This is a genomic window from Synechococcus sp. (assembly GCF_982614295.1).
Map to the genome: position 1 here is coordinate 18,261 of NZ_CEXBMR010000003.1, position 26,822 is coordinate 45,082.

The 26,822-nt window shown below is 48.9% G+C and carries 30 protein-coding genes; 14 read left to right on the top strand and 16 right to left on the bottom strand.

Annotation, left to right across the window (positions count from 1 at the left end; genetic code table 11):
- Both cbiT and AC2JC8_RS01035 read left to right on the top strand, forming a co-directional pair.
- The gene (gene cbiT, locus AC2JC8_RS01030) at window positions 1-612 is read left to right on the top strand and encodes a precorrin-6Y C5,15-methyltransferase subunit CbiT (protein WP_255130935.1); all 612 of its coding nucleotides are present in this window, start codon (window positions 1-3) and stop codon (window positions 610-612) included.
- A 42-nt stretch (window positions 613-654) separates the two neighbouring features.
- Window positions 655-1,449 (top strand): phosphatidate cytidylyltransferase, encoded by a 795-nt coding sequence (locus AC2JC8_RS01035; protein WP_295459332.1) that lies wholly within the window; start codon window positions 655-657, stop codon window positions 1,447-1,449.
- On the opposite strand, the gene AC2JC8_RS01040 is transcribed toward AC2JC8_RS01035, so the two are convergent.
- The 5 genes from AC2JC8_RS01040 to rimI form a co-directional block, all read right to left on the bottom strand.
- Window positions 1,421-2,047, bottom strand: a complete 627-nt coding sequence (locus tag AC2JC8_RS01040) for an LmeA family phospholipid-binding protein (RefSeq protein WP_484399696.1) — start codon at window positions 2,045-2,047, stop codon at window positions 1,421-1,423. The two genes, AC2JC8_RS01035 and AC2JC8_RS01040, sit on opposite strands and share 29 nt — an antisense overlap.
- On the bottom strand, window positions 2,044-2,943 hold the full coding sequence (locus tag AC2JC8_RS01045) for an alpha/beta fold hydrolase (protein ID WP_484594050.1): 900 nt from the start codon (window positions 2,941-2,943) through the stop codon (window positions 2,044-2,046). Before AC2JC8_RS01045 ends, AC2JC8_RS01040 begins: the two co-directional genes overlap by 4 nt.
- Window positions 2,928-4,034, bottom strand: coding sequence for an iron-containing alcohol dehydrogenase family protein (locus tag AC2JC8_RS01050; RefSeq protein ID WP_484594051.1), 1,107 nt, complete (start codon window positions 4,032-4,034; stop codon window positions 2,928-2,930). Before AC2JC8_RS01050 ends, AC2JC8_RS01045 begins: the two co-directional genes overlap by 16 nt.
- Window positions 4,035-4,041: 7 nt before the next feature.
- A complete protein-coding gene (locus tag AC2JC8_RS01055; protein ID WP_484594052.1) occupies window positions 4,042-6,573 on the bottom strand; it encodes an ATP-dependent Clp protease ATP-binding subunit in 2,532 nt (843 codons plus the stop codon).
- A 149-nt stretch (window positions 6,574-6,722) separates the two neighbouring features.
- Window positions 6,723-7,226: a ribosomal protein S18-alanine N-acetyltransferase gene (gene rimI, locus AC2JC8_RS01060; RefSeq protein ID WP_484399701.1), complete on the bottom strand. Its 504-nt coding sequence runs from the start codon at window positions 7,224-7,226 to the stop codon at window positions 6,723-6,725.
- On the opposite strand from rimI, the gene lysA reads away from it, so the two are divergent.
- Genes lysA through AC2JC8_RS01090 form a run of 6 tightly spaced genes read left to right on the top strand, consistent with a single transcriptional unit; the run spans window position 7,225 to window position 12,647 of the window.
- The gene (gene lysA / locus AC2JC8_RS01065; protein WP_484594053.1) at window positions 7,225-8,616 is read left to right on the top strand and encodes a diaminopimelate decarboxylase; all 1,392 of its coding nucleotides are present in this window, start codon (window positions 7,225-7,227) and stop codon (window positions 8,614-8,616) included. The two genes, rimI and lysA, sit on opposite strands and share 2 nt — an antisense overlap.
- 25 nt (window positions 8,617-8,641) lie before the next feature.
- Complete coding sequence (cdaA, locus tag AC2JC8_RS01070; RefSeq protein ID WP_484399704.1) at window positions 8,642-9,487, top strand: diadenylate cyclase CdaA; 846 nt, start codon at window positions 8,642-8,644, stop codon at window positions 9,485-9,487.
- Window positions 9,484-10,266: an isoprenyl transferase gene (locus AC2JC8_RS01075; protein ID WP_484399705.1), complete on the top strand. Its 783-nt coding sequence runs from the start codon at window positions 9,484-9,486 to the stop codon at window positions 10,264-10,266. The genes cdaA and AC2JC8_RS01075 overlap by 4 nt, the downstream gene beginning before the upstream one ends.
- Entirely contained in the window at window positions 10,263-11,228 is a 966-nt protein-coding gene (gene bioB / locus AC2JC8_RS01080; RefSeq protein WP_484399706.1) for a biotin synthase BioB, read from the top strand. Before AC2JC8_RS01075 ends, bioB begins: the two co-directional genes overlap by 4 nt.
- A gap of 7 nt (window positions 11,229-11,235) precedes the next feature.
- Complete coding sequence (gene trhO / locus AC2JC8_RS01085) at window positions 11,236-12,156, top strand: oxygen-dependent tRNA uridine(34) hydroxylase TrhO (RefSeq protein WP_484399707.1); 921 nt, start codon at window positions 11,236-11,238, stop codon at window positions 12,154-12,156.
- Window positions 12,156-12,647 carry a hypothetical protein gene (locus AC2JC8_RS01090; RefSeq protein WP_484399709.1) on the top strand — a complete coding sequence of 164 codons (492 nt, stop codon included), beginning with the start codon at window positions 12,156-12,158 and terminating at the stop codon, window positions 12,645-12,647. Before trhO ends, AC2JC8_RS01090 begins: the two co-directional genes overlap by 1 nt.
- A 17-nt stretch (window positions 12,648-12,664) precedes the next feature.
- On the opposite strand, the gene AC2JC8_RS01095 is transcribed toward AC2JC8_RS01090, so the two are convergent.
- The 3 genes from AC2JC8_RS01095 to recR all read right to left on the bottom strand — a co-directional run bounded on the left by AC2JC8_RS01095 (window position 12,665) and on the right by recR (window position 14,935).
- Complete coding sequence (locus AC2JC8_RS01095; RefSeq protein ID WP_484399710.1) at window positions 12,665-13,102, bottom strand: 23S rRNA (pseudouridine(1915)-N(3))-methyltransferase RlmH; 438 nt, start codon at window positions 13,100-13,102, stop codon at window positions 12,665-12,667.
- 332 nt (window positions 13,103-13,434) lie between these two features.
- Entirely contained in the window at window positions 13,435-14,346 is a 912-nt protein-coding gene (gene lipA / locus AC2JC8_RS01100) for a lipoyl synthase (RefSeq protein ID WP_295535238.1), read from the bottom strand.
- A gap of 10 nt (window positions 14,347-14,356) precedes the next feature.
- Window positions 14,357-14,935 (bottom strand): recombination mediator RecR, encoded by a 579-nt coding sequence (gene recR / locus AC2JC8_RS01105; RefSeq protein WP_484594065.1) that lies wholly within the window; start codon window positions 14,933-14,935, stop codon window positions 14,357-14,359.
- Window positions 14,936-15,034: 99 nt separating this feature from the next.
- On the opposite strand from recR, the gene psbP reads away from it, so the two are divergent.
- Genes psbP through AC2JC8_RS01125 form a run of 4 tightly spaced genes read left to right on the top strand, consistent with a single transcriptional unit; the run spans window position 15,035 to window position 18,223 of the window.
- Window positions 15,035-15,592, top strand: a complete 558-nt coding sequence (gene psbP / locus AC2JC8_RS01110) for a photosystem II reaction center PsbP (RefSeq protein WP_484594054.1) — start codon at window positions 15,035-15,037, stop codon at window positions 15,590-15,592.
- 11 nt (window positions 15,593-15,603) lie between these two features.
- Window positions 15,604-16,749, top strand: coding sequence for an FAD-dependent oxidoreductase (locus AC2JC8_RS01115; protein WP_484399737.1), 1,146 nt, complete (start codon window positions 15,604-15,606; stop codon window positions 16,747-16,749).
- Between the two features lie 20 nt (window positions 16,750-16,769).
- Window positions 16,770-18,041, top strand: coding sequence for an NHLP bacteriocin system secretion protein (locus AC2JC8_RS01120; RefSeq protein WP_484399739.1), 1,272 nt, complete (start codon window positions 16,770-16,772; stop codon window positions 18,039-18,041).
- Window positions 18,041-18,223 (top strand): hypothetical protein, encoded by a 183-nt coding sequence (locus tag AC2JC8_RS01125; RefSeq protein WP_484399740.1) that lies wholly within the window; start codon window positions 18,041-18,043, stop codon window positions 18,221-18,223. The genes AC2JC8_RS01120 and AC2JC8_RS01125 overlap by 1 nt, the downstream gene beginning before the upstream one ends.
- A gap of 10 nt (window positions 18,224-18,233) precedes the next feature.
- Here the strand turns inward: AC2JC8_RS01125 and AC2JC8_RS01130 are convergent, their stop codons facing one another.
- The 4 genes from AC2JC8_RS01130 to AC2JC8_RS01145 all read right to left on the bottom strand — a co-directional run bounded on the left by AC2JC8_RS01130 (window position 18,234) and on the right by AC2JC8_RS01145 (window position 22,244).
- A complete protein-coding gene (locus AC2JC8_RS01130; RefSeq protein ID WP_484594055.1) occupies window positions 18,234-19,817 on the bottom strand; it encodes a TolC family protein in 1,584 nt (527 codons plus the stop codon).
- 74 nt (window positions 19,818-19,891) lie between these two features.
- The gene (locus tag AC2JC8_RS01135; RefSeq protein WP_484419785.1) at window positions 19,892-20,917 is read right to left on the bottom strand and encodes an FUSC family protein; all 1,026 of its coding nucleotides are present in this window, start codon (window positions 20,915-20,917) and stop codon (window positions 19,892-19,894) included.
- Window positions 20,918-20,949: 32 nt separating this feature from the next.
- Complete coding sequence (locus tag AC2JC8_RS01140; RefSeq protein WP_484594056.1) at window positions 20,950-21,879, bottom strand: FUSC family protein; 930 nt, start codon at window positions 21,877-21,879, stop codon at window positions 20,950-20,952.
- 5 nt (window positions 21,880-21,884) lie between these two features.
- Complete coding sequence (locus AC2JC8_RS01145; RefSeq protein ID WP_484399779.1) at window positions 21,885-22,244, bottom strand: hypothetical protein; 360 nt, start codon at window positions 22,242-22,244, stop codon at window positions 21,885-21,887.
- Here AC2JC8_RS01145 and AC2JC8_RS01150 point away from each other — a divergent pair.
- Window positions 22,186-22,641: an HdeD family acid-resistance protein gene (locus tag AC2JC8_RS01150; RefSeq protein ID WP_484399775.1), complete on the top strand. Its 456-nt coding sequence runs from the start codon at window positions 22,186-22,188 to the stop codon at window positions 22,639-22,641. The two genes, AC2JC8_RS01145 and AC2JC8_RS01150, sit on opposite strands and share 59 nt — an antisense overlap.
- On the opposite strand, the gene AC2JC8_RS01155 is transcribed toward AC2JC8_RS01150, so the two are convergent.
- The 3 genes from AC2JC8_RS01155 to AC2JC8_RS01165 form a co-directional block, all read right to left on the bottom strand.
- Complete coding sequence (locus tag AC2JC8_RS01155) at window positions 22,604-23,389, bottom strand: LCP family protein (protein ID WP_484399745.1); 786 nt, start codon at window positions 23,387-23,389, stop codon at window positions 22,604-22,606. The two genes, AC2JC8_RS01150 and AC2JC8_RS01155, sit on opposite strands and share 38 nt — an antisense overlap.
- Window positions 23,390-23,491: 102 nt before the next feature.
- Window positions 23,492-24,142, bottom strand: a complete 651-nt coding sequence (locus tag AC2JC8_RS01160) for a ParB-like protein (protein ID WP_484399746.1) — start codon at window positions 24,140-24,142, stop codon at window positions 23,492-23,494.
- Window positions 24,139-24,441: a hypothetical protein gene (locus AC2JC8_RS01165; RefSeq protein WP_484419784.1), complete on the bottom strand. Its 303-nt coding sequence runs from the start codon at window positions 24,439-24,441 to the stop codon at window positions 24,139-24,141. The genes AC2JC8_RS01160 and AC2JC8_RS01165 overlap by 4 nt, the downstream gene beginning before the upstream one ends.
- A gap of 35 nt (window positions 24,442-24,476) precedes the next feature.
- Between AC2JC8_RS01165 and AC2JC8_RS01170 the strand changes: the two genes are divergently transcribed.
- Complete coding sequence (locus tag AC2JC8_RS01170) at window positions 24,477-24,728, top strand: hypothetical protein (protein ID WP_484399749.1); 252 nt, start codon at window positions 24,477-24,479, stop codon at window positions 24,726-24,728.
- A gap of 255 nt (window positions 24,729-24,983) precedes the next feature.
- On the opposite strand, the gene AC2JC8_RS01175 is transcribed toward AC2JC8_RS01170, so the two are convergent.
- Window positions 24,984-26,714 (bottom strand): DEAD/DEAH box helicase, encoded by a 1,731-nt coding sequence (locus AC2JC8_RS01175; protein WP_484594066.1) that lies wholly within the window; start codon window positions 26,712-26,714, stop codon window positions 24,984-24,986.
- Window positions 26,715-26,822: the final 108 nt, after the last annotated feature.

The following is a 26,822-nucleotide window of genomic DNA, read 5'->3' on the forward strand; positions in this document are numbered from 1 at the left end:
GTGTCGGTCCAGGCCCCCTATCAATGGGATTTTGTTACCCCTGGGATACCAGATGGAGCCTTTGAGGCTGCCCCTGGCTTTAGCCCCACGCCCATGGAACAACGGGTGATGCTGCTGGCCCATTTGCGGCCACGGCCCGATTCAGTGGTTTGGGATGTGGGGGGCGGAACCGGCGCTCTTGCCCTTGAAATTGCCCGTTTGTTACCCATGGGCAGGGTGCAAGCGTTAGAACGCGATCCGGAGGCTGTGGAGTTGCTTGAGCGCAACCGGGCCCGTTTTGGGATCAAGAATCTGGAGGTGTTACAGGGGCAAGCACCGGGTGATCTCCATAGGCTTGCCCCTAATCCAGATCGAGTGCTGCTGGAGGTGGGTCGCCCTCTTGGAGATGTGCTTAGGGCGGTGTGGGATTGCCTAGCTTTAAGGGGGAGGCTAGTGATAAGTACCTCAAGTTTGGAGGGATTAGTTGATGCCACCGACCATCTTGGCCAGCTTGCAGCCACAGATCTTCAGGTGGTGCAAGCAACGGTGCACCGCATGCAACGCCGGGGCGATCAAACCCGATTGGGGGCAGCAGAACCCCTCTTTTTAATCGCAGCGGAGCGCCATCAATGAGCTTGCTTGGCAGCAGGATATGAAATTGCCTGGGATGAAAATATGAATAGATGGTTGAGCGGATTGGCGGCGGCAATTTTCGCCTTAATTATTATTTGGCTCGGTGGATGGTGGTTCACCCTCAGCCTTGGGGTAATTGTTCATCTTGCTCTTTTGGAATTTTTCCGATTAGCTCAATTTAAAGGAATTAGGCCAGCAACAAAAACCACATTGGTGGTGTGCCAACTTTTGCTGATTACCACCCAGTTATTTCAAGCCAGCCCCCTTACGGCAGCTGTGTTGCCGTTGGCGGGTACGGTTATTTGTGGTTGGTTGTTGCTGCAACCAGTAACCGGCAGTATTTCCGATATCGCGGCTTCGATTTTTGGTCTTTTTTATCTTGGCTTTTTGCCAAGCCATTGGGTGCGCTTAAGGGCAGCTCCTGATGGATTGGCGATCACCCTTTTGGCTTTTGTATTGATCTGGGCGGCAGATTGTGGTTCATACCTCTGGGGTAGCCGCTACGGCCGCACGATGCTTTCTGAGATATCTCCAAAGAAAACTGTTGAAGGTGCCCTGGCGGGTTTGCTCGCCTGTGTTGTTTGCGGCGCTATCGGCGGGGTGCTGCTCGGATGGAATTGGGGCTGGGCTTTAGGGGCGGTATTGGGCGCCTTGGTGGCCCTTTTCGCTTTGGTGGGTGATTTAACCGAATCGATGATGAAACGGGATGCGGGCGTAAAAGATTCCGGCGCATTGATTCCAGGCCATGGAGGAATATTAGATCGTGTTGATAGTTATTTATTTACGCCGGCGGTTGTTTTCTATTTTGTTACTTTAATTCAGCCGATTTCACGCTAACAATTGAGCTGCCAGATAAGGTTAAGTGTTGCTCATTAATTGATAGCTTTTCAAGCCTAATTGCGGAATCGAGAGGCACCTGAATCGCGTTACTTTTTGCTGCAGTTATTGGCGTTAGCCAGAGTTCACCATCTCTAATTTCTAAACCGCAATTAATGAATTCGCCCTGGACGCTATATAAGGTGAGTTTATTTTCACTGATTTCGTAGCTTTTTAATTTTGAATTACCAAATAAAATTATTGCTAGGTTGTTGCTGAAACTTAGCCAATGGGGATTAGCAAGGGATTTGCAAAGGCCTTCACCGCTAAATTCCACCTTGCCATGAATGCGAAAACGCTTATTTAGCTTTAGATCTTTTCCTTTTAGTAATTGTGTTAAATCAAAACTAATAGGTTCACTTTGAAGCTCAACCGTTGCGATGGCTAAAGATTCAAATACCACCCCTTTTGCTTCTAGTTTTGCCCCTTCAAGGTTGCCCCCAAGCATGGCTAAAGCAGAACCCTCTAATTGCAGGTTTAGATGTTGTAATTCATCGCAAACGCTAGATAACCAAAGGCGCACACCTTGGCTGATCAAATTCAAAAGGGGTCCGCTCATGCGGGCGTTTTAGGTTGAGAATTTAGCCAATGGGTTACCACTTTTCCGGGTTGATCGAGGTGGGGTAGGTGTCCGCAATTTTGCAATTCTGTGCAGCAATCCCCAAGCAGCGCTGCTGCTGCAAGCCGCAATGGCGGCCTCAAAATGCGATCATTTGCGCCCCACAGAACTGTTAAAGGGGCAGTTGGTAGTGGAGCACCAACTCCAGCAAAACCACCACTCCGGGCAAAGCAAGCAAGGGCATGGGCCCAGCCTGGGCTTTGTAAATGCAGGCTGGCAATTTCCTCTTCGGCTGCCCCTACGCTTGATTTGGGATCAGCAAATGCTTGGCGGCACAGCCCTTTGCGCACTGCTGCTAAGCCGAGGAAAGCAACACCAAGTTTGTCTAGTAACGGGGGCAATGGCATTGCTTTTCCGGTTAATCCAGCTGGCGCCAGCAACAATATTTGCTGCAGTTTTTTGGGGTTTACCTGCTCCAATGCTCTCGCTAAAACAATTGCAACAGCTCCGCCCATCGAGGCACCGATTAAGCCGAGGGATGCAGAAGGATTTTCTGCATTAATTACAGCCATAAGTGCTATCAAGTGCTCGATCACCAGCTGGGGCCCGTAAGCGGCCGCGATTGGGCGCGGACAAAAGCCAAATCCGCAAAGATCAGGAATCCAAAGTTGATAGTTACAGGCTAAAAGAGGAGCAATACGGCGAAACTCTAAAAAAGAACTATCAAATCCATGCAACATTAATAAAGGCGGACCTTCCCCTAACACCGCTACTGGCCAATTCAAATTTGCTAAAGCGCCCCCGAGATTTAGCTGCAACCAGCGCACATTTGCAGCTAGGGCCCTGGCTTGTGGATCAATCAGCTGCTGGGCAGCAGCGCTTAGCGGGTTAGGCATCCTTGGCTGCTGCTAACTAAAGCTGCCAACAAATCATCGGCGCCAACAGGAAAAGGCAAATGATGCAAATCAGAACCCGGCTTGCAGGCAAATTTGCATATCTGATGCAATTGCTCAAGGCTGGCTTTACCAAGCCCTAATTCTTGCAGATTTACTGGCAGGCCCAATTTTTTAAAGAAAGGCAGAAGCTGTCTGCGCGCTTGAGCAGCTAAACCGCTGCCACCAATCTGCTCTTCTAAACGCAGTTGCACGAGCACCCCAAAAGCAACTTTTTCGCCATGCATGGAGCCGTGGCATTCAGCTAGCTGGGTTAGCCCATTGTGGATGGCATGGGCTGCAACAGTGCGGCAACGGGCGCCACCGAGGCCCCCGATTAAACCAGCGGTGAGGCCACTTGCTTCCGCCACTCGGCACCAAGGAGCAGAGCCAGGATCTTGTAATGCTTCAACCCCTTCTAAAAGCAATTGATCGCGTAATACCCTTGCTTGTTGCACAGCTTGTTGCACCAAGCCATCACTGCTTTGGCCGCTGCTTACTGATGCTTCGTACCATTTAGCCATTGCATCGGCGATGCCACTGGCCAAGGTGCGAGGTGGCGCTGTGAGGATGAGTTGGTGATCAAATATCAGTAAATCAGGGCAACGTTTAAGTGATACATCTGCTTGAAAAGCACCAGCTGCGGAATAAATATTGGCTAAGGCGGTCCAGCCTGCGCAGGTGGCCGCGCTGGTAGGAACAGTGATGCAGACAAGATCAAGATGATTAGCTATTAGTTTGCCAGCATCAAGAACTTTTCCGCCACCGCATGCAATTACCGCGTCACAATTGCTTAATTTAATTTGCTTTTCTACAAGTGCTAGATCTAAATCACAGCAATCAAAATGTAATTCTGCATTCTCAACGGCAAGGTTTTGATTGCTTAAATCCTCACTTAATTGTTTGCGAATTAACCTTGTAGAAGCGCTTCTACCTAAGAGTAAAGGCCTTCCACACAAACCGTTTATTAGAGGTAGTGCTTCAGGCCAAGCCCCAGGCCCCCGTAGTAAATGCACAGGGGCGATATTATGGGAATTAATGGAATCTAAACTCATCCCTAAGCTAGATGTTTGCGCTTGCTAGCTCAGATTCCTCTTGGGGCAGAGTGGTTTGTCTTATTACAACTTGCTTTTCTTCGTTAACATCAACTAGGGCTGCATCACCCTCTGTAAGGCGACCGGAAAGGAATTCCTCTGCCAGAGAATCCTCTAGTAAGCGCATCACTGCCCGACGCAATGGACGAGCTCCATAACTTGGATTGTAACCCTCTTCTACCAAACGTTCTTTAAATGATTCTGTTACCGACAAACTAATACCTTTTTCTTGCATTCGTTTGAACACTTCAAGCAGCATTATATCTGCAATTAGTTTCACCTCATCGCGGTTGAGTTGGCGGAATACAATTATTTCATCTAGTCGATTGAGGAATTCAGGGCGGAAATATTGCTTCAGTTCTTCGTTAACCAATGAACGAATTCGATTGTATGTATTATCTTGAGCATCTCCGCCACCAAATTCAAAACCTAAACCGCCGCCACCTTTTTCGATAACTTTAGAGCCAATGTTAGAGGTCATTATTATTAAAGTATTTTTAAAATCTACAGTTCGTCCTTTGGAGTCTGTGAGGCGGCCGTCTTCTAGTAATTGAAGCAAAAGATTAAAGACATCCGGATGAGCTTTTTCGATTTCATCGAACAATACAACGCTATAAGGGCGACGGCGTACCGCCTCTGTGAGCTGTCCGCCTTCGTTAAAGCCCACATAGCCAGGAGGTGAACCAATCAGCTTGCTTACTGTAAAGCGCTCCATGTATTCACTCATGTCTAAGCGAATCATCGACTCTTCACTGCCAAAGAAATATGCAGCTAGTGCTTTTGTGAGTTCAGTTTTGCCAACTCCAGTGGGGCCAGAGAAGATAAAACTTGCAATCGGCCGGTTTGGATTCTTTAAACCAACTCGGGCCCTGCGAATCGCTTTTGAAACGGCTTTAACTGCTTCATCTTGCCCGATCAAGCGTTGGTGGAGGGTCTCCTCCATATTTAATAATTTTACTGATTCTGTCTCAGTTAGTTTTTGTACCGGTACGCCGGTCCATGAGGCAACAATCTGAGCAATATCTTCTTCACTTACAACTGGCGTTCCCTCAAAAGAAGAAACTTGGGGAGAATCGGATTCAGTGGATTCTCCATCAGGAGCTGGTGTTGATTCATCACGACGGGCTTGGGTGATACCACGCATTTGTTCACGCAATTCCACCTCCTTATCGCGTAATTCACCAGCTTTGGTGTAGTCCTGTTCCCGTACGGCCACTTCTTTTTCTTTTTGCACAACCCTCAACTGTTTGTCTAGTTCTTTTGCAGCTGGCGGCAATTTGGAATTAAGTAAACGCACCCGGCTGCCAGCTTCATCAATTAGATCAATTGCCTTATCAGGCATGAAACGATCGGAGATGTAGCGATCACCAAGGGTTGCTGCAGCTACGAGGGCTTCGTCGGAGATCTTTAACCTGTGGTGCGTTTCATAGCGCTCCCTTAAGCCTTGTAAAATTTCAATAGTTTCAGCAACTGAGGGTTCACCAACATTTACTGGCTGGAATCTTCTTTCTAATGCGGCATCCCTTTCGATGTGTTTACGATATTCATCTAGAGTAGTTGCACCAATACATTGGAGTTCCCCCCTAGCGAGAGCAGGTTTTAAGATATTTGCAGCATCAATTGCACCTTCAGCTGCTCCAGCACCAATTAAAGTGTGTACTTCATCTATTACTAAAATTACATTTCCCGCACCACGGATCTCTTCCATTATTTTCTTAAGACGTTCCTCAAACTCTCCTCTGTATTTAGTACCAGCAACTAGCAAACCAATATCTAACGTAAGTACCCGTTTATCCTCAAGAATATCTGGAATTTCGCCATCGATTATGCGTTGAGCTAAGCCTTCCGCAATAGCTGTTTTGCCAACACCTGGTTCACCAATTAGGACTGGATTGTTCTTAGTGCGGCGTCCGAGTATTTGGATCACTCGTTCAATCTCATTTTGTCTACCCACCACCGGATCGAGCTTTCCATCTGCAGCTAATTGGGTGAGGTTGCTACCAAATTCATCAAGGGTGGGTGTTTTGGTGGAACCTTTGCTTCCGCCACCTGCACTCACTTCGGCTGTTTCGCCAAGCATGCGGATTACTTGAGTACGCACCTTTGCAAGATCTACTCCTAAATTTTCAAGAACTCTTGCAGCTACGCCTTCACCCTCTCTAATTAATCCAAGCAATAAATGTTCAGTACCAATGTAATTATGACCTAACTGACGTGCCTCCTCGAGTGATAACTCAAGTACTCTTTTTGCCCTTGGGGTGAACGGTATTTCAACAGCAACAAAACCAGAACCGCGCCCGATGATTTTTTCAACTTCCACTCGGGCATCTTTGAGATTTACGCCCATCGACTTGAGTACTTTTGCGGCAACTCCGGTGCCTTCTCCGATCAAACCTAACAATATCTGCTCAGTTCCCACAAAGTTATGGCCCAAACGACGGGCCTCTTCTTGGGCCAACATGATCACTTTGATGGCTTTTTCGGTGAACCGCTCGAACATGGTTTGAGGCTGAGCCTTCGAATGCAACAAACCTATCAGGAACTAGTGGGTTGTTGTGGGGGGAAATCCGATCACTGCGGTTTGAAGAATGTTTTAACTGAAATCAATAAAAAGTATTGGCTGCTACTGATTATTTTGGCCGGTAATCACTACGTCAAAACTTCACAAAAACGTTTCACCTTAAGCAATGCATTGTCGCCATTTCGGTAGTAGCTCTTACGGATTCCACAGGTTGTGAAGCCCGCTTGCTCATATAGGGCGATCGCGGCCTTGTTTTTTGCTGAAACCTCAAGGCTGGCCTCCTTGCAACCCATGCTTTTGGCGCATGCGAGCAACGCCTGCAGCAGGCTGCTCCCAAGCCCCTGATGCTGTTTATTTGGATCCACAGCCACCATGCTGATCTGAAGCTCATCTGCTACTACGCATCCGCAGATCAAGCCAATCAGCTGATTTGGTTTCTCAACGCACCAATAGCCAAAGCAAAGATTGCTTTTTGATTGCAGTTCCTGATGCCATTGGTTTGCGGTCCAAAAGCCAGCGAAAACCCGCTGATCAAGAGCAAAACAAGCATCGATTGCGTTCAAATCAAGCTTTGTTGGGGCCGAAGTGCTGAAAGAATGGATTGATGGTTCTGATGGCATCGTGATCAGCATGGCAAGTTCCCCCGGGTTGCCTAAAACTTCGCTGCCCTGGGCAGATGGGGATATTGATTTGGAAAGTCCTAATCGCAATCTTGCACCAATAAGCAGCGAGCTTGATTCCCAGGGGCGTTTGCGTGTTGGTGGTTGCTTGCTTAGAGATCTAGCAACTCGTTTTGGTACACCTTTATATGTGCTTGATGAACTAACCCTGAGGCAGGCTTGCACTGCTTATCGAGAGGCTCTGCTACGCCACTACCCAGGCCCTTCTTTAGCTATCTACGCATCCAAAGCAAATAGCAGTTTGGCGATTACAGCCCTTGTTGCATCAGAGGGTCTTGGGCTTGATGCAGTTTCAGCAGGGGAATTGCTAACCGCTTTGGAAGGGGGGATGCCACCTGAGCGGATTGTTTTGCATGGCAACAACAAATCAGCTGAAGAAATCCAATTAGCTCTGCAGCATGGGGTGGCTGTAGTAGTAGATAATTGGCGTGATCTTGAGTTGTTGCAGGAGCTTTGCCAGGGTCATTCCAGCAAAGTTCCCCTGCTCTTGAGGTTTACCCCTGGTATTGAATGCCATACCCATGAATACATCCGCACTGGTCATTTAGATAGCAAGTTTGGCTTTGATCCCGATCAGCTGGAAACGGTTTTGCGTTTCTTAGCCAACTGCAGCTGGGCCCATTTGCGTGGTTTGCACGCCCACATCGGCTCACAAATTTTTGAATTAACCCCCCATCGCGATCTTGCGGCGGTTCTGGCTGATGCTCTGCTTCTTGCCCGTTCCCTCGGCCATAACGTTACCGATTTGAACGTGGGTGGTGGCCTTGGTATTCGTTACGTGAACTCCGATGATCCCCCCAGCATCGATTGCTGGGTTCAGGTGGTAGCGGAAGCAATCGCGGGGGCCTGCAAGGAGCGGGAGCTTGATTTGCCACGCTTGCTTTGTGAGCCAGGCCGTTCTTTAGTGGCGAGCGCCGGGATAACGCTCTATCAAATTGGAAGCAGGAAAGAAATAGCTGGTTTCAGTACATATGTGGCGGTAGATGGGGGCATGAGTGATAACCCCAGGCCCATTACCTATCAATCTGAATACACGGCCTGCCTGGCTGATCAAGCCGCTGCCCCAGCAGTGGAAAAAGTTACTTTGGTTGGTAAGCACTGTGAATCTGGGGATGTGCTGTTGCGCAACCTTGATTTGCCTGCCAGTAAGCCTGGCGATGTGTTGGTGGTGCTCGCCACTGGTGCCTACAACGCTTCGATGGCTTCCAATTACAACCGCATTCCAAGGCCTGCAGCGGTGTTGGTGGCTGATGGCCGCGCTGAATTGGTGCAGCGACGCGAAAGGCCAGACGAGTTGCTGCGCTACGACGTGCTGCCAGAGCGATTGAAATCGCTAAGTTGAAATTTATCCACAAGAGGTGGTTGAGATGCTCTGGCTGCGGTTGATAATCGACCTACTTTTCGCTGCCAGCCTCGGATTCCTTTTACTGGGCCGCGTTACTGAACCACGCACTTTATGGCTGCTGCGTGGGTATCTATTGCTGGTGGCTGTGGGTTGGTTGCTGCAGCGCTTCGGTGATCTTCCCCTCACTTCCAAATTAATGGAAGCTTTGGTGTTGGTATGCGGCCTTGCCTTGGCGATTTTATTGCAAGGGGAATTGCGGCGGCTGATGGAGTTGCTCGGTACAGGACGTTTGGATGTGTTGCTTGGAAGCCGTCAATCTGGGAAGCAAGATTCCAGCACCGTAGATATTTTGGTGGACACGGTTGGCCAACTTTCAAAACGTCGTTGTGGTGGTTTGGTGGTTTTGGATCTTGGCAGTGATCTCAGGCCAGAAGATTTTCTTAATCCCGGCATTCAGATCGATGCCTTTCTTTCGGTTGATTTAATGCTGAATTTGTTTTCTTCTGAAACCCCTTTACATGATGGTGCGGTATTAATTCAGGCCAATCGCATTGCATCAGCAGGTGTGATCTTGCCCCTTTCCCGCCAAAGCATTACCCGCCACGGCACCCGTCATCTGGCTGCCCTGGGTTTAACAGAAAGGCACGAGCGTTGTTTATGCGTGGTGGTGAGTGAAGAATCAGGCACAATTTCACTTGCCTGCCAAGGTAAGTTTGAACGCCCTATTACTAGAGAAAGGTTGCGGGCTTTATTGGGAGAGGCATTGCAACTGCAGTCGAGTGATCGGCGTAGGCGCCAGGCGCGTACGCTTTCAAAATCAAAATCCGGCGCTGAACTAGCCGAATCTGTTCCCAGGAATTCCCAATGAGCCGGCCCCTGGTGGTGGTGCCATGCCCCAACAAACAAACTTTCTTGCCTGAAGGCTTAGATCCCCTCCGCTTGCCAGCTCATGTAGCGGTGATCATGGATGGCAATGGCCGCTGGGCCTGTCAGCGCGGTTTGCCGCGGGTAATGGGCCATCGCAAGGGGGTAGAGGCTTTGAAAACCACTCTGAGGCTCTGCAACAACTGGGGCATCGGCACCCTCACCGCTTACGCCTTTTCCACCGAAAATTGGGCTAGGCCTGGGGAAGAGGTGAGTTTCCTAATGACCTTGTTTGAACGAGTGCTTGCTAAGGAATTGGAAGCTTTACAAAATGAACAGGTACGGATTCGCTTTCTAGGTGATCTCACCGCATTGCCAGAAGGCTTGCAGGATCTAATCGCTGCCGCCTCAGCTAAAACACAAAACAACAGCGGCATTCACTTCAATGTGTGCACTAACTACGGCAGTAGAGATGAATTAGTACAAGCAGCTAGGGCCCTAGCTCGCCGCGTTAAGCGAGGCGAATTGGATCCAGAAGCGATTAATGAACATTTACTGGGCCAGGAATTGCATACAGCAGGAGATCGTGATCCCGATTTACTAATTCGCACAAGTGGTGAATATCGCCTAAGTAATTTCCTGCTTTGGCAGCTCGCCTACGCTGAGTTTCACGTTACGGAAGTGCTTTGGCCTGATTTTGATGGGGCTGCTTTAGAAGCAGCTTTGCGGGATTATCAAGGCAGGCGACGTCGTTTCGGCGGGGTATTAGAGGTGAAGCCATGACAGTTGAAATACGCCACAACTGGAGCTTGAGTGAAATTGAAGCTTTGCTTTCATTGCCGTTGGTGGATTTGCTTTGGCAAGCCCAGCAGGTGCACCGTGAAGCAAATCCAGGCTATCGAGTGCAGCTGGCTTCCCTGTTAAGTGTGCGCACTGGCGGTTGCGAAGAAGATTGTGCCTATTGCCCTCAATCGATGCACAACAGCAGTGATGTGAGTGGTCGGCCGGAGCTAGAGCTGCAGGTGGCAGCTGTTCTTGAGCGGGCAGAAGCAGCAAAACAAGCAGGGGCGCAAAGATTTTGTATGGGTTGGGCCTGGCGGGAAATTCGCGCTGGAGCCCCCTTTGAAGCAATGCTTGAAATGGTGAAGGGGGTGCGAAAGCTTGGGATGGAGGCTTGCGTTACCGCGGGCATGTTGAACGCTGATCAAGCCCATAGGTTGGCTGAAGCAGGGCTCACTTCTTATAACCACAACCTTGATACCAGCCCTGAACATTACGGCGAAATAATAACCACCCGCACCTATCAAGAACGCTTAGATACTTTGCAATTAGTGCGGCAGGCAGGGATCAACCTTTGCTGCGGAGGTATTATCGGCATGGGCGAAACATTCAGGGATCGTGCCTCGTTGTTGCAAGTTTTAGCAAGCCTTAATCCTCACCCTGAAAGCGTGCCGATAAACGGCTTGGTAGCTGTTGAAGGCACCCCCTTGGAGCACCAGCAACCCTATGAAAATCTTGATTTGTTGCGTATGGTGGCAGTCGCTCGTATTTTGATGCCCTACAGCCGAGTGAGGTTGAGTGCTGGTAGGGAACAATTAAGCCAAGAAGCTCAGATTCTTTGCTTATTGGCGGGGGCAGATTCTATCTTTTATGGTGATACTTTGCTCACCACCTCTAATCCAAAGGTGGAAACCGATCGGGCCCTGCTTGCCGCCGCAGGGGTGCAGCCCTTCATCCTTGCTTGATTAATCCTTGACTTACCTAGTAGCCGCATTTTATAAATTCACAGCCCTCAACCAGTTAGAGAGCCTGCGCAAGCGCTTGCTTGATAAAGCAGAGCTAGAACATTTACAAGGAACTTTACTCTTGGCGCCAGAGGGAATAAATGCCACATTGTGCGGTCCAGAAGTTGGCATAAAAGAATTCATTTGTTTACTGCAAGAAGAAAAAGAATTTAAAGATTTAGAAGTTAAATATAGTTGGAGTGTGAGTCAATGTTTCCATCGCCTTAAATTGCGAATTAAACAGGAGATCGTTACAATTGGTCTCTCTGAAGTGAATCCTCAGCAGCAGGTGGGCGCATATGTGGCGCCTGAGCAGTGGGATGAACTTATTAACCAACCCAACACGTTAGTTATTGATACACGTAATAGTTATGAAATTGGTATTGGCACTTTTCCAGGTGCAATTAATCCAGAACTTGAAAATTTCCGCAATTTTCCAGCTTGGGTGGAGCGGCATCTAAAGCCCTTAATGGAGCAGCACAAGGCTGAAAAGCTAGCTTTATTTTGCACCGGCGGTATTCGCTGTGAGAAAGCAACTGCCCATTTGTTAGCTGAAGGTTTTACAGATGTTCACCACTTAGAGGGGGGAATTCTTAAATATCTGGAGCGAGTATCACCCGAGCAAAGCAGTTGGCAAGGGGATTGTTTTGTGTTTGATCAGCGGGTGGCCTTAAATCATCAACTTAACCCTGGTGAATATAGCCTTTGCTTTGCTTGTGGAATGCCTTTAGCTGCTGCAGATCGCTCCCTGCCCAGCTATGAAAAAGGGGTGAGTTGTTGCCATTGCCTGGAACATTTTAATGAAAAGGATCGTGAGCGGTTTTCAGATCGTCAACAACAAATGCAATTATCAGCAGCCCGCAATGAAAGGCATATTGGTAAGAAATAATGCCTGATCTCGCCGCCTTAGAAAGCTACGGAGCCCAGCTTGGTTTGCTGTTGCGGTTGCAGATTGGTGGTTTTGGAGGCCTGAAAACATTGCGGGTTGGGGTGGCCCGCAGGGAAGGGGATCGCATGCTGCTACTTGGAGAGTTGAAAGGTTGGTCTATACCTATTGGTTCGGGATTGCAGTTAGATACGATGCGGGTGCAAGGTACTCAAACCCAGGGGGTTGGCAACCTTATTTGGGCTGCTACTTTTGCCTGGGCGCTAGAGCAAACCCCATGCCGTAGAGCCCAGATCTTGGCAATTCGCGATAATGAACAGCAACATCGCAAGTTGTTACGTTATTTTCGAAAGCTCGGTTTTAGCCCATCGCGTGAGTTGGGTGCTGGTTTATTCGATTTGCCCTTGCGGATTGTGTGGGGTGGCTCTGGATTGTTAATGATGGCTGATTGCGCTGAGGGTTATGCCATCAGTACTCGCCGTTTGGGTTTTTAGAGGGCCTAATTATATTTTTAATCGCGATGGTATGGCCCGCCTTGCAAAATTGTGCTCGATCTATAAATCTGTTCAAGCAAAATTAATCTTGCCAATTCATGGGGAAAAGTAAGAGTAGATAAACTAATAATCAAATTTGCTTTCTCCTTCAAGCTTTTGCTATGGCCATCGGCGCCACCGATTGCGATTGCGATTCGATTAACCGTAAGGTTATTTAACTTTTGGGCGAATTCACGCGAATTATATTGAGCACCCTCTTCACTTAAAAGTAATAGCTTTTCGTTGTTTTTAAGGCAATTCATAATTGCGATTCCTTCTTTTTCAACAGTCGTATCTTTCAGCTCAATGATTTCTAGACCTGGAAGACGCTTGGAATACATTGAGGCAGCTTCTTGCCACCAGCCTGGCCGTTGTTTGCCAATTGTTATAATTCGAATTCTAGAAAGATTAAGCATTTATTTCGCTTGCATTTGGACGCTTTGGTGATTGATTCGATTGGCTTAGATGTGTGTTGGGTGTATTGGGTCTTGATATTTTCAAGCTGTAACGGATCTTCCCCCTGCGGTAGCAGCTCCAAATTCTAATTGGGCAGCTACGGCCGAATTTTATGCACTCATCCCATAGGCGGATTCCAGCACTACGGTCAAGGGTTTTGATGCCGTTGAAAATAATACAAGTTTAAATATTTCAATGCGTTGTTTTGGTCAAACTTGGAATAATGGGGCAAGTTTAGATAATGGCTACACATCTCATCAATATGGCCCTGAGGTGGCCGTAAAATTTTCTTCTAGGCGGCATGATAACTGCTTCGCACTAATGGACCACTACGAACTTGGCTAAAACCTAGATCTTTGGCAATAATCTCAAGCTCTTTATATTCTTCAAGGCTGCAATAACGCTCCACGGGAATATGGGCAAGGGAAGGGCGTAGATATTGACCGATAGTGACCCTTGCGCAATTAACCCGCCGCAATGCTTGCAATGCCGCAATCACTTCATCATTTGTTTCCCCTAAGCCCAGCATTAAGCCACTTTTGGTAGGAATATCAGGGGCAAGTTCAGCGCTGGCTGCCAATAATCCCAAAGATCTTTCCCAGGTGGCTCCGCGGCGCACCTCCCCTTGCAGCCGATAAACAGTTTCTAAATTATGGTTAAAACACACTGGTTTTGCATCTAATACCTGTTGCAACCTTTGCCGTTGTCTTTTTAAAGACTCATTGAAATCTTTATGGCCACCCCAGAAATCGGGGGTGAGAACTTCAATTGCAATTTCAGGCATTCTGCGCCGAATTGCTGTGATTGTATTTGTAAATAATCCTGCACCATGATCATCTAAATCATCTCTAGCAACAGCAGTGAGAACAACGTATTTAAGTTGTAAAACCTCTACTGCCTCAGCAACGCGCTCTGCTTCTTTGAGATCTACTGGTTTAGGGGCACTGCCTTTTTCTACTTGGCAAAATGCACAACTGCGGGTGCAGATGGGTCCTCCTAATAAAAAAGTAGCTGTGCCTGCTGCATAACATTCGGCGCGATTTGGGCAGCGGCCCTCCTCGCAAATCGTATGCAGCCGTTGCTGCTTTACCACCGCTTGTACCGCTTCTAATTGGGAGGCATTACCAATTGGTCGTTGTAGCCAGCTAGGTAAACGTTGCTTTGGTGGTATCGCGCTGTAGCGGCTTAGTTTTTGTTTTTCCATATTGGTTATTTCATTCAAAGGTTCTTCTACCCTCTAGCGCCCTTGCCAGAGTGATCTCATCGGCAAATTCCAATTCGCTGCCCATCGGAAGGCCATAGGCGATGCGAGTTACCTTGCAAAAAGGCCGCAGTAGGCGGGCAAGATAAAGGCTTGTGGTGTCGCCTTCAACGCTTGGGGTGAGAGCAAGGATCACTTCCTGCACCACTTCTGGATCGAGGCGTTTTATTAAAGCTTGAATCATTAGTGTTTCCGGCCCAACGCCATCCATTGGCGAAATTAAGCCACCTAATACGTGGTAGTTGCCTTTGAATTCCCTGGTGCGCTCAATGGCCAGAAGATCGCGAGAATCTGCAACCACGCAAATTATCCCGATATTGCGTTCTTGATTTACACAAATATTGCAATAGCTCTCGGCAGAAAGGTGGCCGCATCGCAGGCATTGGCCCACCTGTTGGCGCGCCGCCAGCAATGCCTCAGCAAATGCTTGGCTTTGCTCTTCTGGTTGGCGCAATAAATAAAGCGCCAATCTTTGAGCGCTGCGGGGCCCAATACCAGGCAGCCGCTCGAACTGCTCAATCAGCCGAGCCAGGGGGCGGGTGAAGGCAGACAGTGCTTTAAAACAATTAATTCGAATCTAGGTAGTGTTCGGCGCAAGAATGGCAGCATCTTGCTGTTGCTTGGCTCTCCCATGAAGGTTTCGGCTTTGTTTCGTGGCATCCCCCGCCTTATTTGCTTGTTGTTACTGGTGTTGCTGGTGGGTTGTTCTGCAGCAGCAGCTGGCTTAAATCGCTACAGCAGTTCTGATGGGCGCTACGCCTTCCTTTATCCCACCGGCTGGATTCGGGTAGCGATTAGTGATGGCCCTGAGGTGGTTTTCCACGACCTAATCAACAGCGATGAAACCCTTAGTTTGGTAATCGCACCGGTGGATCCAGATAAACGCCTTGAGGATTTAGGTAGCGCGGTGGCGGTGGGAGAAAAACTTGGCCGCACCGTTATCGCCCCTGTAGGCAGCGGCCGTGAGGCGGATTTAGTGGAAGCAAGCGAACGGGCCGACCAGGGCCGCACCTTCTACGACCTTGAATACAAAGTGCACCTGGCCGATCGCGATCGCCATGAATTTGCCACGGTGGTTGCTGATAAAGGAAAGCTATACACCCTTGCTGCTAGCACAAATGAGGCTCGCTGGGAAAGGGTTTCAGCGATGTTTCGCAGTGTTGTTACCTCCTTCACGCTTAATTATTAGGGAGGCCTGAAGTGGCTAAGGGGAGCCGCTTTCTGCTGTTGGGGGCAGGGCTGGTGGGGGGATTGTTGGCGATCGCCCTCGCTGAACAGGGGGCCGAGGTTGTTCTTTCAGGTGCAGGGCCCAGCAGCAGCGCCACCGCCATCAGCTACGGAGGTGTGCCTTGGTGGGCTGGCGCCAAAACTGAGCTGGGTTTGCTTCAAAAACAAGCGCCGGAGCAATGGCAAAGGCTGGAGCAACGCTATGGCGATTTGGGGTTGCACAAAGCGGAGCTTTTGCTCCATTGGCATGCGGCCCTTGGGGAAGCTGCACTACAGCAAGCATTAGCTGTTATTCCCCAAGGCTTGCATCGGCTTTCAGGGGCTGAATTGCAGGAATATGAACCGCTACTGGCGGGGGCTGCCCTCGGTGGCGCTGTTGTTTTGCCTTATCTGCGGCTGGATCCTTTGAAGTTGCTGCGCGGTTTGGAAAGCTGCTACGGGCAGTTGGGTATTAAACGCAGGGGCAGCCTTTATGGAGAGCCCCTGGTGGAGGCTATTGCAGGTGCTGATCACACGGTGGTGTGTGCTGGTGCCAAAACGGCCGAACTGCTTGAGCACATGAACTTGCCGTTGCCTGCTCTATTGCAGCTGAGCTGGGCGGGGGCACTACAGCTCCCAGGCCACTGCCTAAAGGGCCAGCGGGTTGTGATGCCCTTGCAAAGTAGGCGTAGGGAGAAGGAGCAAATCCAGTGGCAGGCAGGCCCCACAGCTTTGCTTGATGTTGGCTTAGCACCCGCGCCGGGGGGAGAGGGTTTATTGGTGGGGCAAACCTCCTGGTTTGAATGCCAGATAAATGCTGCCCCAACTGAACAGCAAGATCGCAGGGTGCTTGCCGCTGCTTTTGATTTGCTTTTGCCATCGATAACTGAGGCTGATCAAAGCAATAGCCTGTGGCTGCAACGCCCTGTGAGCTTTAGCCGCGATGGCTTGCCATTGCTCGGTGCGCTCAAGGCCGGTGCGTTTCAGCAAGAAAAAGCTTTGAGCGTGTGCGCTGGCTTCAGCACGGCTTTTGCTTTGGTGCCTGCCCTGATGCCGTTTTTTGCCCAGGCTTTGTTGGATAACAATTGGGGCAATCTTGAGCGTTTGGGGCTGCTGGCGAACCGCCCCTGCCCCAGCTGACATTTACGGTTTAGTCCGTAATGATGATTGGGCCCTTGGCTAATGGCTTGATTCCTGATTGGCGCAAGCTCAGCCAACGGCAGCAGCTGGCAGTTGCCTTAGGGCTGGTTGGTTTTGGTGTATTGGCGTGGGCCTTGTTTTGGCGAATTCCCACTGAAGTGATCGGTCGCGGTGTGTTTTTAAGGCCCAATAATGCCGGCTTGCTTAATGCTAGGGCTGAGGGTCAAGTAAAGAAAATCTATGTATCAAGAGGTGATCGGCTGCGCAAGGGGCAAGTATTAATGGAATTGTATTTACCTGTGCTTGAGAAGCAATTGCAACGCCAACGATTAAATTTAGTAGAACTAAAAGCCCACAACAAACTCTTAGATATAAGGGATAAATTAAGGTTGGATACTGAGCAAAAGTCGGTGGAGGTGGCACTAACTAAATTAAGTAGTGATCGCCAAAGATATGGCGAATTACGAGCACTATATGCAAGTAAGCTAAAGAATCTTAGATGGCTTAGTAAGCGGGAAGTTGTGGCGCCGTTGGCCCAGGAGCTCGTGCAGGCCGAAAAGGGTTTTGTAGATACTGATGTGAGCTTAGATGAGGTTAAAATTCGCGAGAAGTCTATCCTTACAGATTATCAAAAAGTAAAGCTCCAAATTGAAACTCAGTCCTTAGAAAGAAGAATGCAGATTGATGATTTGCGCCGTTCGCTTGAAGTAACAGAAGCTCGGCTTGCCTACGATGGAAAGGTGCTAGCAGACCGTGACGGCCAATTACTTGATCTGCAGGTGATCTCTGGGCAAACGGTAAAGCTGGGAGGCAGACTTGGCACTATCGGTCGCAGTGATGGTTCATCAGCCTTAGGGGCCGTGGCCTATTTTCAGCCTGCTGATGCCCGTCGATTGCCGGAAACATTACGGGTGGAAGTGGTGCCGGATTGGAAGGAGCGCAGCCGTTTTGGTGGTTTGGTAGCCAAGGTTAAATTTGTTAATACCCTGCCTGCTACAGAGGAAGATATAAGTACCACCACAGGTAATCCCCAATTTGCTAAAGATCTTGTTAGTAGTGGCCCGGTGATGCGAACAGAATTACAACTCTTGCGCAATCCCCGCAGCCTCGATGGTTTTCTTTGGACCCTTTCAAAAGGTAGCCGTGTATTTCCAATTCGTTCGGGCCTAACTATGACAACCCATGCCTATGTGGAATGGCGCACGCCTATTTCATATCTTGTGCCGGCACTGCGTTCAATTACTGGTGGTTATCGCAGTGGTTCAGTTGATAATGGTGAGGTGAATTGGTGATGGCTGGTATCTCAACTAATTCATTATTGCGCCGTGAGCTGCCTTGGCTAGTGGCTGAAGTTGTGCTTTTAGTTGTCTTGTTAAATGCCAATGCTCCAGAACTTTGGTTTTGGTTGGTTGTATTACTAGTGATACTTGGTTATAGAGTCGAAAGATTTTTACAAACGGGCTCTGATTCTTAATAGATATTAATTAAGGCTTGATACTTAACTGCGGTGTGATCACTTCAGCGGGGTCTCGACTCACAGGTAGTAATTCCCTAAGTAATTTTGCATAGCTGATATTTACATCGATAGTGGCATCGAGCCGGCGCACTAAATCACGCACCAATTGATCTTGCGTAAGGGAAAGGGTTACCTCGTTGGCAAGGCCGGTTTGATAACGCAATTTGGCATCGCGGAAGCCTTCTAAACTTGCGGCAACGGCCCGCCGCGCCGAAACTAATTTAGCCAGGCTGGCTTCATGGTTAAAGAAGGCGGTTTCAAGTCTTAGGCGGATATCGTTGCGTTGTGCCACTAAAAGTTGGCCTTGAATCTCCGCCTGCCGCCCTAATAAACGCACCTGGGCTGCAGTGCTTCCGGCATCAAAAAGTAACCAACGGAAACTCAAGCCGAGGGACCAGTTGTTGTAATTGTTATTTAGGGAGGGGATAACTGTTGTGCCGCAACAATTACCGCTCACGTTGAATTGTGATGTTTGTTGGCTGCCGGCACCGCCGCTGGCCTTAAAACTTAGCTTTGGTAGAAGTTGGGCGGCGCTTTGATCGCGGTCTCTAAGTAGTGCCTCTCGAGTGGCAAGAAGAGCTTCTAATTCGGGATTGTCTCGGTAGGCCTCCAGCAGGCTGGTTTCTAAATTGAAGGGCCAACGCGGTTGAAGCTGAATTGGATCAGCAGCAACTGGTGTGAGCTCAGGGGCAAGGTTTAACACCACCGCTAATTTGCGTCTTGCCACTGCCCTATCGGCCAGCGCTTGCACTAATAATTCCTGGGCAGTTGCCTCAATGCTTTGCCGGCGCAGCAAATCAAGCCTCGGCACTAGGCCAGCTTGTTTTAAGGCCAATACATCTTTAAGGACCACAAGGTCGTTACGCAGATCAGCATCACGAATTCTCACCAGCTGGTCGCTGCGTTGTAGCTCGTAGTAAGCCTCACTTATGCGCAGCTGCAATTCCCTTTGGCTATTGGCATAGTTTTGGCGGGCTTGCTGTAACCGGGCCCGAGCTGCTTGTACAGCAGGGGTGCGAGCAAAATCAATCAGGGCATAGTTGAGTTCAAGGCCTGCCTCTAGGTTGCGCTGCCCTTCGGACAAGGTGGCTTGTGCCCCAGTGGGCACATAAAACACACTGTTAGTTGGAAAAAGTGTGGTTCCTGCCGGTACATCAAAACCTTGATTGAATTGGCTGTAGCCAGCCCCTGCCGCCGCCAAAATGCGGGGCCAATAGCTGCCTAGTTGTACTTGGAGATTGTCTAGGGTTGCAGCAACGGCAAGCCGTTGCGTTTGCAGATTGGGGTTTTGGTTAAACCCAATTATTAGGGCTTCCTTGAGGCTGAGGGCAGTGGTGCCATTGTTGCGATTTGCATCTAGCAAGGTTGCGGGTATGGCAGGCACGATATTGATTTCATTCGCTGGCAAGCTGGGATCGGCTGGTAGCAAGCGATCCAAAGCATTTAAGGAGCGATTTAATTCTTCCCAGGAACGCTCAAGCAACGGAATTGATGGTTCCACCGCTGGAGATCCATGGGCAATAGCTGGTGTGAGAACCAGCAGCAGGCCCATGGCAACCCACTTTCTCAGTGGCATCAATTGCATCATTTGAAACTTAGTTTAAGTGGTTTGATCGTCAAATTTGTTTAATGAATTTCAGCCCAAGCTGCTTCAAATTGCTGAGCGTTGCTGATTAGTTGCAAGCAGAGGCTGGCTCGCCTGCCACCGGTGGAGCTTACCAATACATGTTGGGCAAGTTCATCATCAAATAATCCCTGTTCTGCCGCCAGAAGTTCATTTTTTTCTGCCTCTAAAGGCAACAGCCCATTAATAGTTTGCCCTAAGCCCTTGCCCCAGGGCCATTGCTGCCGCCAGATTTCACAGCGTTGAGCAAGGGCCTCCAGCACCGCAAGTTCGGCAGCGAGGAGTCGTTGTAACCCTGCTCCTTGCATGGGCAACATCGGTAGACGCATCAATGTGGAGTAGGCACTAAGAAATTGGCTAAACACCAGATCTTCCAAATCCCAAACTTGGAGCCGTAGACGGCCAACCCGATCGGTTCCTAGTTCTGCTGCTGCATCCGGGCGGAGATTTTGCAACGTGATCATTTTTTGTAGTAACAGATCGCGATATGTGTTTCGCTCCTGGGCATTTAGTTCAATGTTGTTGCTAAGTAAGTGGGCCCGTTCTCGAAAAGCGGTTGCTAATTGGGCCCAAATTAGTTTTGATTGAAGTTGGTGTTGAGCCAATGCGCGGTTCGGCCAAAAGCAATTGATCGCAAATAATGCAACCCCTAGGCCAATCAAGGTGGTAATGATGCGCATGGGAATCCAAAGGTTGATTTCCATGGCATGGGCTGTGTATCCCATTACCACCACTAATCCCCCCACCCTGTAACCCACTTGCAGGCCCAGGTATTTACATGTCAAGCCCGTCAGTCCAAGGGTGATCGCTACCCCCACTGGTATTGGTACAGCTTGATAAAGGGTGTGATAACACAATGCCACTGCCGCAGCACCAATGAGAGTGCCATAAATCCTTTGTAGTGCCAGTCGCCAGCTGTTGCCAACGGTGCCACCAAGGCTTGCAGATACAGCTAATGGACCATAAATGGAATCTGGTAAGCCAAGGGCAATTATTAAACCAGCTGAAAGCCCAATGCTTATGGCCATGCGCAAATCAGTACGCAACATTAGATAGTGTTTTAGTGCCATGTTGAATCAGCTTGGCTGGCTAGTTTGAGGCTATGGATCGTGCATTTAACACGTTTATACTCATCTTGGAGGGCAAGGATTAACAATGGCGATAACATATATTTTTTTGCTAATTCATAGCCTAATTGCCTAAGTTGCTCACGATCTACTACATCACGACCAAGCCAGTTCTGCCCAACCAAGCAACCTGCTGGCATTTGGGCTGCCAGTAGAATGAATTCCATGCTGTGATGATTTAGTTGATCCCAAAGCAAGGCCCGTTGGCGCCAATGGCTCCGATGGTTTTTGGGGTGAGCTCGCAGCTCTTCCCCTGCCATGGCGTTGAATTTTCGGCATAGTTGAGAGCCTTTTAATGGCATTATATCTAGGTCAATTTTATTAGAGCTTGTTAACCATTGTTTGGTTTGATCTAGACGATTGCAAAGTAAATTTTTTAAGTTTTTCTCTTGATTTAATAAGTTTTTGGGTCTGTCAATGCGCCAAAATAATAAAGTTACGATTATCACTGCTAAAATACCGGCTAAGGTATCTAAGGTGCGAGCAAATACATATCCCCAGCCCATTAATGAGTAATCTTCCACTAAGAATAACATTGAGCTAACTACCACCGCTGAGCTTAACCCCGATTGCCAATTTAATAGTCTTAATAATGGAATCAATACGACCATAGCAATGGTTAACCCCCACCAGCCGTGGCTAACAGTGTGAATAAATCCGCTCACCACACCGCCTAAAACTGTGCCAAGTACCCTGCCTTTGATGTTGTTAAGTACTTGAGAATCTGTATCATCAGTGCATAAAACTACTGCTAACAACGGGTACCACACGTAACTAATACCTGATGTTGCGAGAGAAAAACTGCCTGCCAGGAGTGCAGCAAGGCAGAGTTTCAAGATGGAGCGCAAATCTTGCGACAGCATCTTTTTTACTGTTCTCCTCTCATATTTTGACCACGCAATTCAAGCTCCTCTGAAAGAGTTACTTCTTCTGCTTGATTTATTTGGATTTCGCCTTCCAAGCCTGGCTGTGGTGGGGCACTTTTAGGCATCTTCTTTAATTTGCGCTTTAAAGATTCATCCATAGCTTGGTTCTGTGAAAAGGTGGACATGGCCTGCCAGTTCAAGTGGTTTAGGATTAGTTCAAAGCTTAATGAAATGGCCGTTCCCTCTTCGAATGGACTGCGCATCGTTACTGCACTGCTTTTATTAGTTGCTGGAGCAGCTTCGATTGTTTTTCCGTTTTTATCTGCTGCGGCAGTAACGCTTGTATTTGGTGCTGTAGCCATGGCGGCTGGAGTTAGCCAGCTGCTGCGTTTTGGCGCTGCCTCTGATTTGGGGGCAAAGATTTTTCGCCTCCTATCAGCTTTGCTTTATGTGGTGGGTGGTATTTATGTTTTACTTTTCCCAGTGGATAGCACCTTCAGCATTACGCTTTTCTTAGGTGTTTTGCTTGTGGTGGAAGGGGTAATGGAACTAGCTGCCGCCGCCGCTGCTGCTGGCCCCGCTCGTAATTTAGTGCTTCTTGACGGGATTATTACTTGCCTGCTTGGTGGCATGGTGCTTGTGGAATGGCCGTCGGATACCGTTTGGGTGATCGGCACCTTGTTTGGGATGGCTTTGTTGTTTTCCGCTTTCCGGATGTTTGCTAGTTCTGGGGGGGAGAGCCCACAAACCAATAGCTGATGTTGTTGTGGTAACCGGGGGTACCTGGCAGCCTTGCAGAAATTAGAGGCTTACCTGCTACTGCTGTTGCCAAACTGGCCATTTGAATTGGGTTGAGATCAGTTTTAATATCAGATCCCAGCACATAAATTAATTGCGGTAAGCGGGCAAGAATTTCAGGAGTTGCAAGTTTTTTTAGCAGAGCTGTAATAACTAATTTTTGGCGCTCCATGCGGCCAATATCGCCCAGTTTATCGTGGCGAAAGCGTATAAACCCCTCAAGATCCTTACCTTTTAAAGTTTGCAAGCCTGGTTCAAGAGCAATACTTAGATTTTGGCTTGAGTCGTTGTAGTACATCGCTTTTGGTACGTTTAGCTCCAGCCCGCCAACAGCATCGCCCATTTTATTAATCGCTTTTAAATTGATCAAAATATGGTGCTGCAGGGGCCTTCCTAGGAGATTTGATACTTCGCGTTCAGTTTCTTCAATCCCCCCGAGTGCAAATAATGCATTTGCTTTTATCTCTCCGTGAATTGGAGAATTGATGTAGGTATCACGGGGAATTTGCATTAAGTGCAATCCCTTCTGGGTGGGATGCAGAGTTGCCATCACATCAGTAAGAACCCCAGAGCCATCGGTGCCCAAAACCAACACATCTTGAGGTGGTCGCAAAAATAGGTGCGGCATCGCCGCACCTGGATCCAAGCCCCTGAGTGCATTAAGGGTTGGTTCGAGCAAAAAGGCGCCAAAAGCTAAGCCTCCTGCCATGGCCGTAGCCAAGCTCAAAAATACGAGTGGTCGTTTTGCTGGTTGATTAGCACCCGCTTTAGGCACTTCTTAAGCCTCTTTACCCAAATTTAACAAATATAATCAGCCTTTCCAGCCTGAAAGCCTCGAAGCTGCAGCTGATCTTGCGTAGGCCCTGGCAGCCGGTAAGGCGGGATCAAGCTGCTTAGAGCTAAATGGCGGTAGCGATTTGCGCCTTAACCAGGCCCCCCAGCGGAATTCATGAAATGGAATCAAAGGAGCTGCCTCAATTACGCCCTCCTGCTTCAGCTTCCAAACCAGGCTGCGAAAGGGGTCGTCTTGAAGGCCGCTCAAACCACTTGGCAAGGCTGATAACGGCTGCGGTCCTAGCCCGCGGCCGTTGTAAAGATAAAGCCAACCTTTTTGCTGCAAAGCCGCCAGCACTTGTTCGGGTTGCTTGCAGGTGAGCTCCAAGGCCACATAGCCCCAAGCTGTGGCGGCTGGATCGAGTTCCAATAAACCTCGCAAACGGTGATGGCGATCCACCATCCAATATTCGCCACCGCCGCTAAGCACCATTGGTACCGGTTTACTTTTTAAGTATTTGCGCCGTTTTTCGATGGAATCAGCGGCAAAATCTTCGCGCCTGTGCAGCACTTCTGCTAAGCCCACACACATTTGGGTGGGATGCAGGCTTGCCACCGCTACTTCGATTAATTGGCACTCCTTTTTTGGAGCTGGTATGGGTTCAAAAGGTGGCAGTTGCAAGCTCATTGGTTGTATTCCAGGGTGCAGCGATAACGCAGGTCGTTGCGTACTTGAAAGCTTTCGCAGTTAGTACTTGTAACTGTGGCATTGGCAGGGATCTGGCTGCGGGCTCTCTCTTCTGCATTGGCCTTATCCCAAATCGATTCAGCTGTAACAGAATTTGCTAGGCAGGGAGATACTTGGCAGCTGATTAAAGCGATAAAACCAATAAAAAATTTCTGCAAAAATGGGGTACTCATGAAGTTTCGTTGCTGCAGTTGGAAGTAAATAAGTAAGGGAGCAAAACCAGGGGAAATCGCTGCCATTGTCAGCAAACTCAAACAAACAAATGGAGGTGGCCATGACATCACGGGCTCCCCTGCCCTGGGTTCTCACCTGGGATGACAATGGAGAACTAGAAGTGCACGATCAGATGGATTTATTGCTGAGTGAACCGGTTTTAGAAAAAGCCTGTTCAGTGCCCATAAATCATTTAGGTATTAGCCCTTGGGCAAGATCCGAAAACGTCGGCTGGCTTCCAGCTTGCAGCTTTCCCGGGCGGGGTTTAAGGATTCCCCACCTTGCAGCCGTTGAATCAAACATCGACAGGTAAATGCACCCATTCCTTCAGGTGGCGTTTGGCCTGCTTGGGCAAATGCCGTTTGAAAACCGATTAGGCAAAGGTTTTGGATGGCTGTTTCTTCGCTAAAAGGTGCAGCGCTTACTGCTGTTGGAGCCGTAGAAATTGTAAATGTGCTGATGCAGGCACTTATCAAAATTTTTAGTGCGCCCATAGCTGTGTGGCTTTATACCAATTGATATAAAGCCATCAGAGCCGTTTTGTCTGCTGTGAGGGGGCAGGTGCGAATCAGCCCACTGCTAATCGGCTGATTTGCAGTTCCTTTTGCATTACCTTCACGCGGCTAAGGGTTCGCATTAATTCCGGGGGCATGCCCTTTGGCAGATCGATGGTGCTGTGATCATCAAAAATGTTGATCCGACCAATTTTTTTACCTTCTAAACCAGTCTCGTTGGCAATTGCGCCAACGATATGACCGGGTTTGATGCGATCACGCCAGCCAACTTCCACCCGAAACCGTTCCATGTGAGATTCGGGTACGTCTGAGCCACGGCCACCTCCTGGTGCGCCGCGCCGCTCAACCCGCTCCCCTCTTTCTGGCCGATCTGGTCTATCGCTGCGACCCATACGGGACACTGAATTTTGCGGTTGCGTAACCACCAATAAAGGTTGATCTCCTTGAGATAAACGTAAAGCTGCAAGAGCTAATTGCTCAGGGGTTGCCTCGGTTTCGCGGCTTAAACGCTGAATTATTTCAGCCATTAGAGCAACTTCTTGTTGCCTTTCGTTAGCTACAGGTTCAGTGAGAAGTTTGGTTAGTTTTTCTTGTAATTGATCCAAACGTTGTTGATTTATTTCTGAATCAGATGGCACTTCCATTGGTTCAATTGCGCAACCCACTGCCCTTTCAAGCCCGTAGAGCAAGCGGCGTTCCCGCGGAGATAGGAATAAAATTGCATCCCCCTCACGGCCGGCTCTACCGGTGCGGCCAATGCGGTGAACATAGGCTTCACTGTCGAATGGAACGTCGTAGTTAACGACAAGGCCAATCCGTTCCACATCAAGCCCGCGGGCTGCCACATCGGTGGCTACAAGTACGTCAACCTTGCCATCTTTAAGGCGTTCAATTGTGCGTTCTCTTAGGGCTTGTGGAATATCACCATTAAGCACAGCGCAGGCGGTGCCGCAGGCTTCAAGGGCTTCCGCCACTACCACCGTTACTGCTTTGGTGCGGGCAAAAATGATGACGCCACCACGGCCATGGGCTTCTAATACCCGCTGCAGTGCAGGTAGTTTTTGGTGATGGGGAACACTAATAAAGCGATGACGAATGCGGCTAGCATCAGCTGGGCGAGTGCGAATTGTGATCTCAGCTGGTTGCTTTTGATGCTGTTGACAAATCCGCCTAATCTCATTTGGCATGGTGGCAGAAAATAACACCACTTGCCGCTTAGTTGGTAGTTGCTCTAGCACCCACTGAACGTCGTCGATGAAGCCCATTCGCAACATTTCGTCGGCTTCATCAAGCACTAATGTTTGCAACTTGGAAACATCAAGTGTGCCTTGACGCATGTGATCCATCACCCTGCCTGGGGTGCCAACAATTACATGTACACCGCGGCGTAACTTCTGAATTTGATCGCGGAAATCAGTGCCGCCGTAGAGGGCTAAAACATGCACTCCCGGACTGCAGGAGGCATAACGCTGGAAGGCTTCGCTTACTTGAATAGCAAGCTCGCGGGTTGGAGCCAGCACCAATACTTGGGGATGACGCGCTTCAATATCAAGCCTGGCCAAAAGCGGCAGGGCAAAAGCTGCGGTTTTGCCGGTACCGGTTTGGGCTTGGCCGATTAAGTCTCTACCCAGCATTAATTCAGGAATTGCCGCCGCCTGAATTGGTGATGGTTCTTGATAGCCGCAGCGTTCTAGGGCTTCAAGCAGATTTTGAGGTAAACCAAATAGTGCAAAACCAGAAGCTGGTGCTGCAACTAATTCAGGATTCTCAGCGGCCTGTTGCAATTGAGCTTCTTCTGCTTTTAATTTTTTTGTAGAAGCCTTTTTGGCAACGACTTGTTTTTCAGAAGGCTGATTTTCGGAAGACTGAATTTCAGCTATTAATTCTGAAAT

Coding starts and splice junctions, on each gene's coding strand:
- AC2JC8_RS01035 (WP_295459332.1), top strand. CDS start 655: ATGAATAGATGGTTGAGCGGATTGGCGGCGGCAATTTTCGCCTTAATT.
- AC2JC8_RS01040 (WP_484399696.1), bottom strand. CDS start 2,047: ATGAGCGGACCCCTTTTGAATTTGATCAGCCAAGGTGTGCGCCTTTGG.
- AC2JC8_RS01045 (WP_484594050.1), bottom strand. CDS start 2,943: ATGCCTAACCCGCTAAGCGCTGCTGCCCAGCAGCTGATTGATCCACAA.
- AC2JC8_RS01050 (WP_484594051.1), bottom strand. CDS start 4,034: ATGAGTTTAGATTCCATTAATTCCCATAATATCGCCCCTGTGCATTTA.
- AC2JC8_RS01055 (WP_484594052.1), bottom strand. CDS start 6,573: ATGTTCGAGCGGTTCACCGAAAAAGCCATCAAAGTGATCATGTTGGCC.
- lysA (WP_484594053.1), top strand. CDS start 7,225: ATGGCAAGTTCCCCCGGGTTGCCTAAAACTTCGCTGCCCTGGGCAGAT.
- rimI (WP_484399701.1), bottom strand. CDS start 7,226: ATGCTGATCACGATGCCATCAGAACCATCAATCCATTCTTTCAGCACT.
- cdaA (WP_484399704.1), top strand. CDS start 8,642: ATGCTCTGGCTGCGGTTGATAATCGACCTACTTTTCGCTGCCAGCCTC.
- AC2JC8_RS01075 (WP_484399705.1), top strand. CDS start 9,484: ATGAGCCGGCCCCTGGTGGTGGTGCCATGCCCCAACAAACAAACTTTC.
- bioB (WP_484399706.1), top strand. CDS start 10,263: ATGACAGTTGAAATACGCCACAACTGGAGCTTGAGTGAAATTGAAGCT.
- AC2JC8_RS01090 (WP_484399709.1), top strand. CDS start 12,156: ATGCCTGATCTCGCCGCCTTAGAAAGCTACGGAGCCCAGCTTGGTTTG.
- AC2JC8_RS01095 (WP_484399710.1), bottom strand. CDS start 13,102: ATGCTTAATCTTTCTAGAATTCGAATTATAACAATTGGCAAACAACGG.
- lipA (WP_295535238.1), bottom strand. CDS start 14,346: ATGGAAAAACAAAAACTAAGCCGCTACAGCGCGATACCACCAAAGCAA.
- psbP (WP_484594054.1), top strand. CDS start 15,035: ATGAAGGTTTCGGCTTTGTTTCGTGGCATCCCCCGCCTTATTTGCTTG.
- AC2JC8_RS01120 (WP_484399739.1), top strand. CDS start 16,770: ATGATGATTGGGCCCTTGGCTAATGGCTTGATTCCTGATTGGCGCAAG.
- AC2JC8_RS01125 (WP_484399740.1), top strand. CDS start 18,041: ATGGCTGGTATCTCAACTAATTCATTATTGCGCCGTGAGCTGCCTTGG.
- AC2JC8_RS01130 (WP_484594055.1), bottom strand. CDS start 19,817: ATGGGCCTGCTGCTGGTTCTCACACCAGCTATTGCCCATGGATCTCCA.
- AC2JC8_RS01135 (WP_484419785.1), bottom strand. CDS start 20,917: ATGGCCATAAGCATTGGGCTTTCAGCTGGTTTAATAATTGCCCTTGGC.
- AC2JC8_RS01140 (WP_484594056.1), bottom strand. CDS start 21,879: ATGCTGTCGCAAGATTTGCGCTCCATCTTGAAACTCTGCCTTGCTGCA.
- AC2JC8_RS01145 (WP_484399779.1), bottom strand. CDS start 22,244: ATGGCTACAGCACCAAATACAAGCGTTACTGCCGCAGCAGATAAAAAC.
- AC2JC8_RS01155 (WP_484399745.1), bottom strand. CDS start 23,389: ATGGCAGGAGGCTTAGCTTTTGGCGCCTTTTTGCTCGAACCAACCCTT.
- AC2JC8_RS01160 (WP_484399746.1), bottom strand. CDS start 24,142: ATGAGCTTGCAACTGCCACCTTTTGAACCCATACCAGCTCCAAAAAAG.
- AC2JC8_RS01165 (WP_484419784.1), bottom strand. CDS start 24,441: ATGGCAGCGATTTCCCCTGGTTTTGCTCCCTTACTTATTTACTTCCAA.
- AC2JC8_RS01170 (WP_484399749.1), top strand. CDS start 24,477: ATGACATCACGGGCTCCCCTGCCCTGGGTTCTCACCTGGGATGACAAT.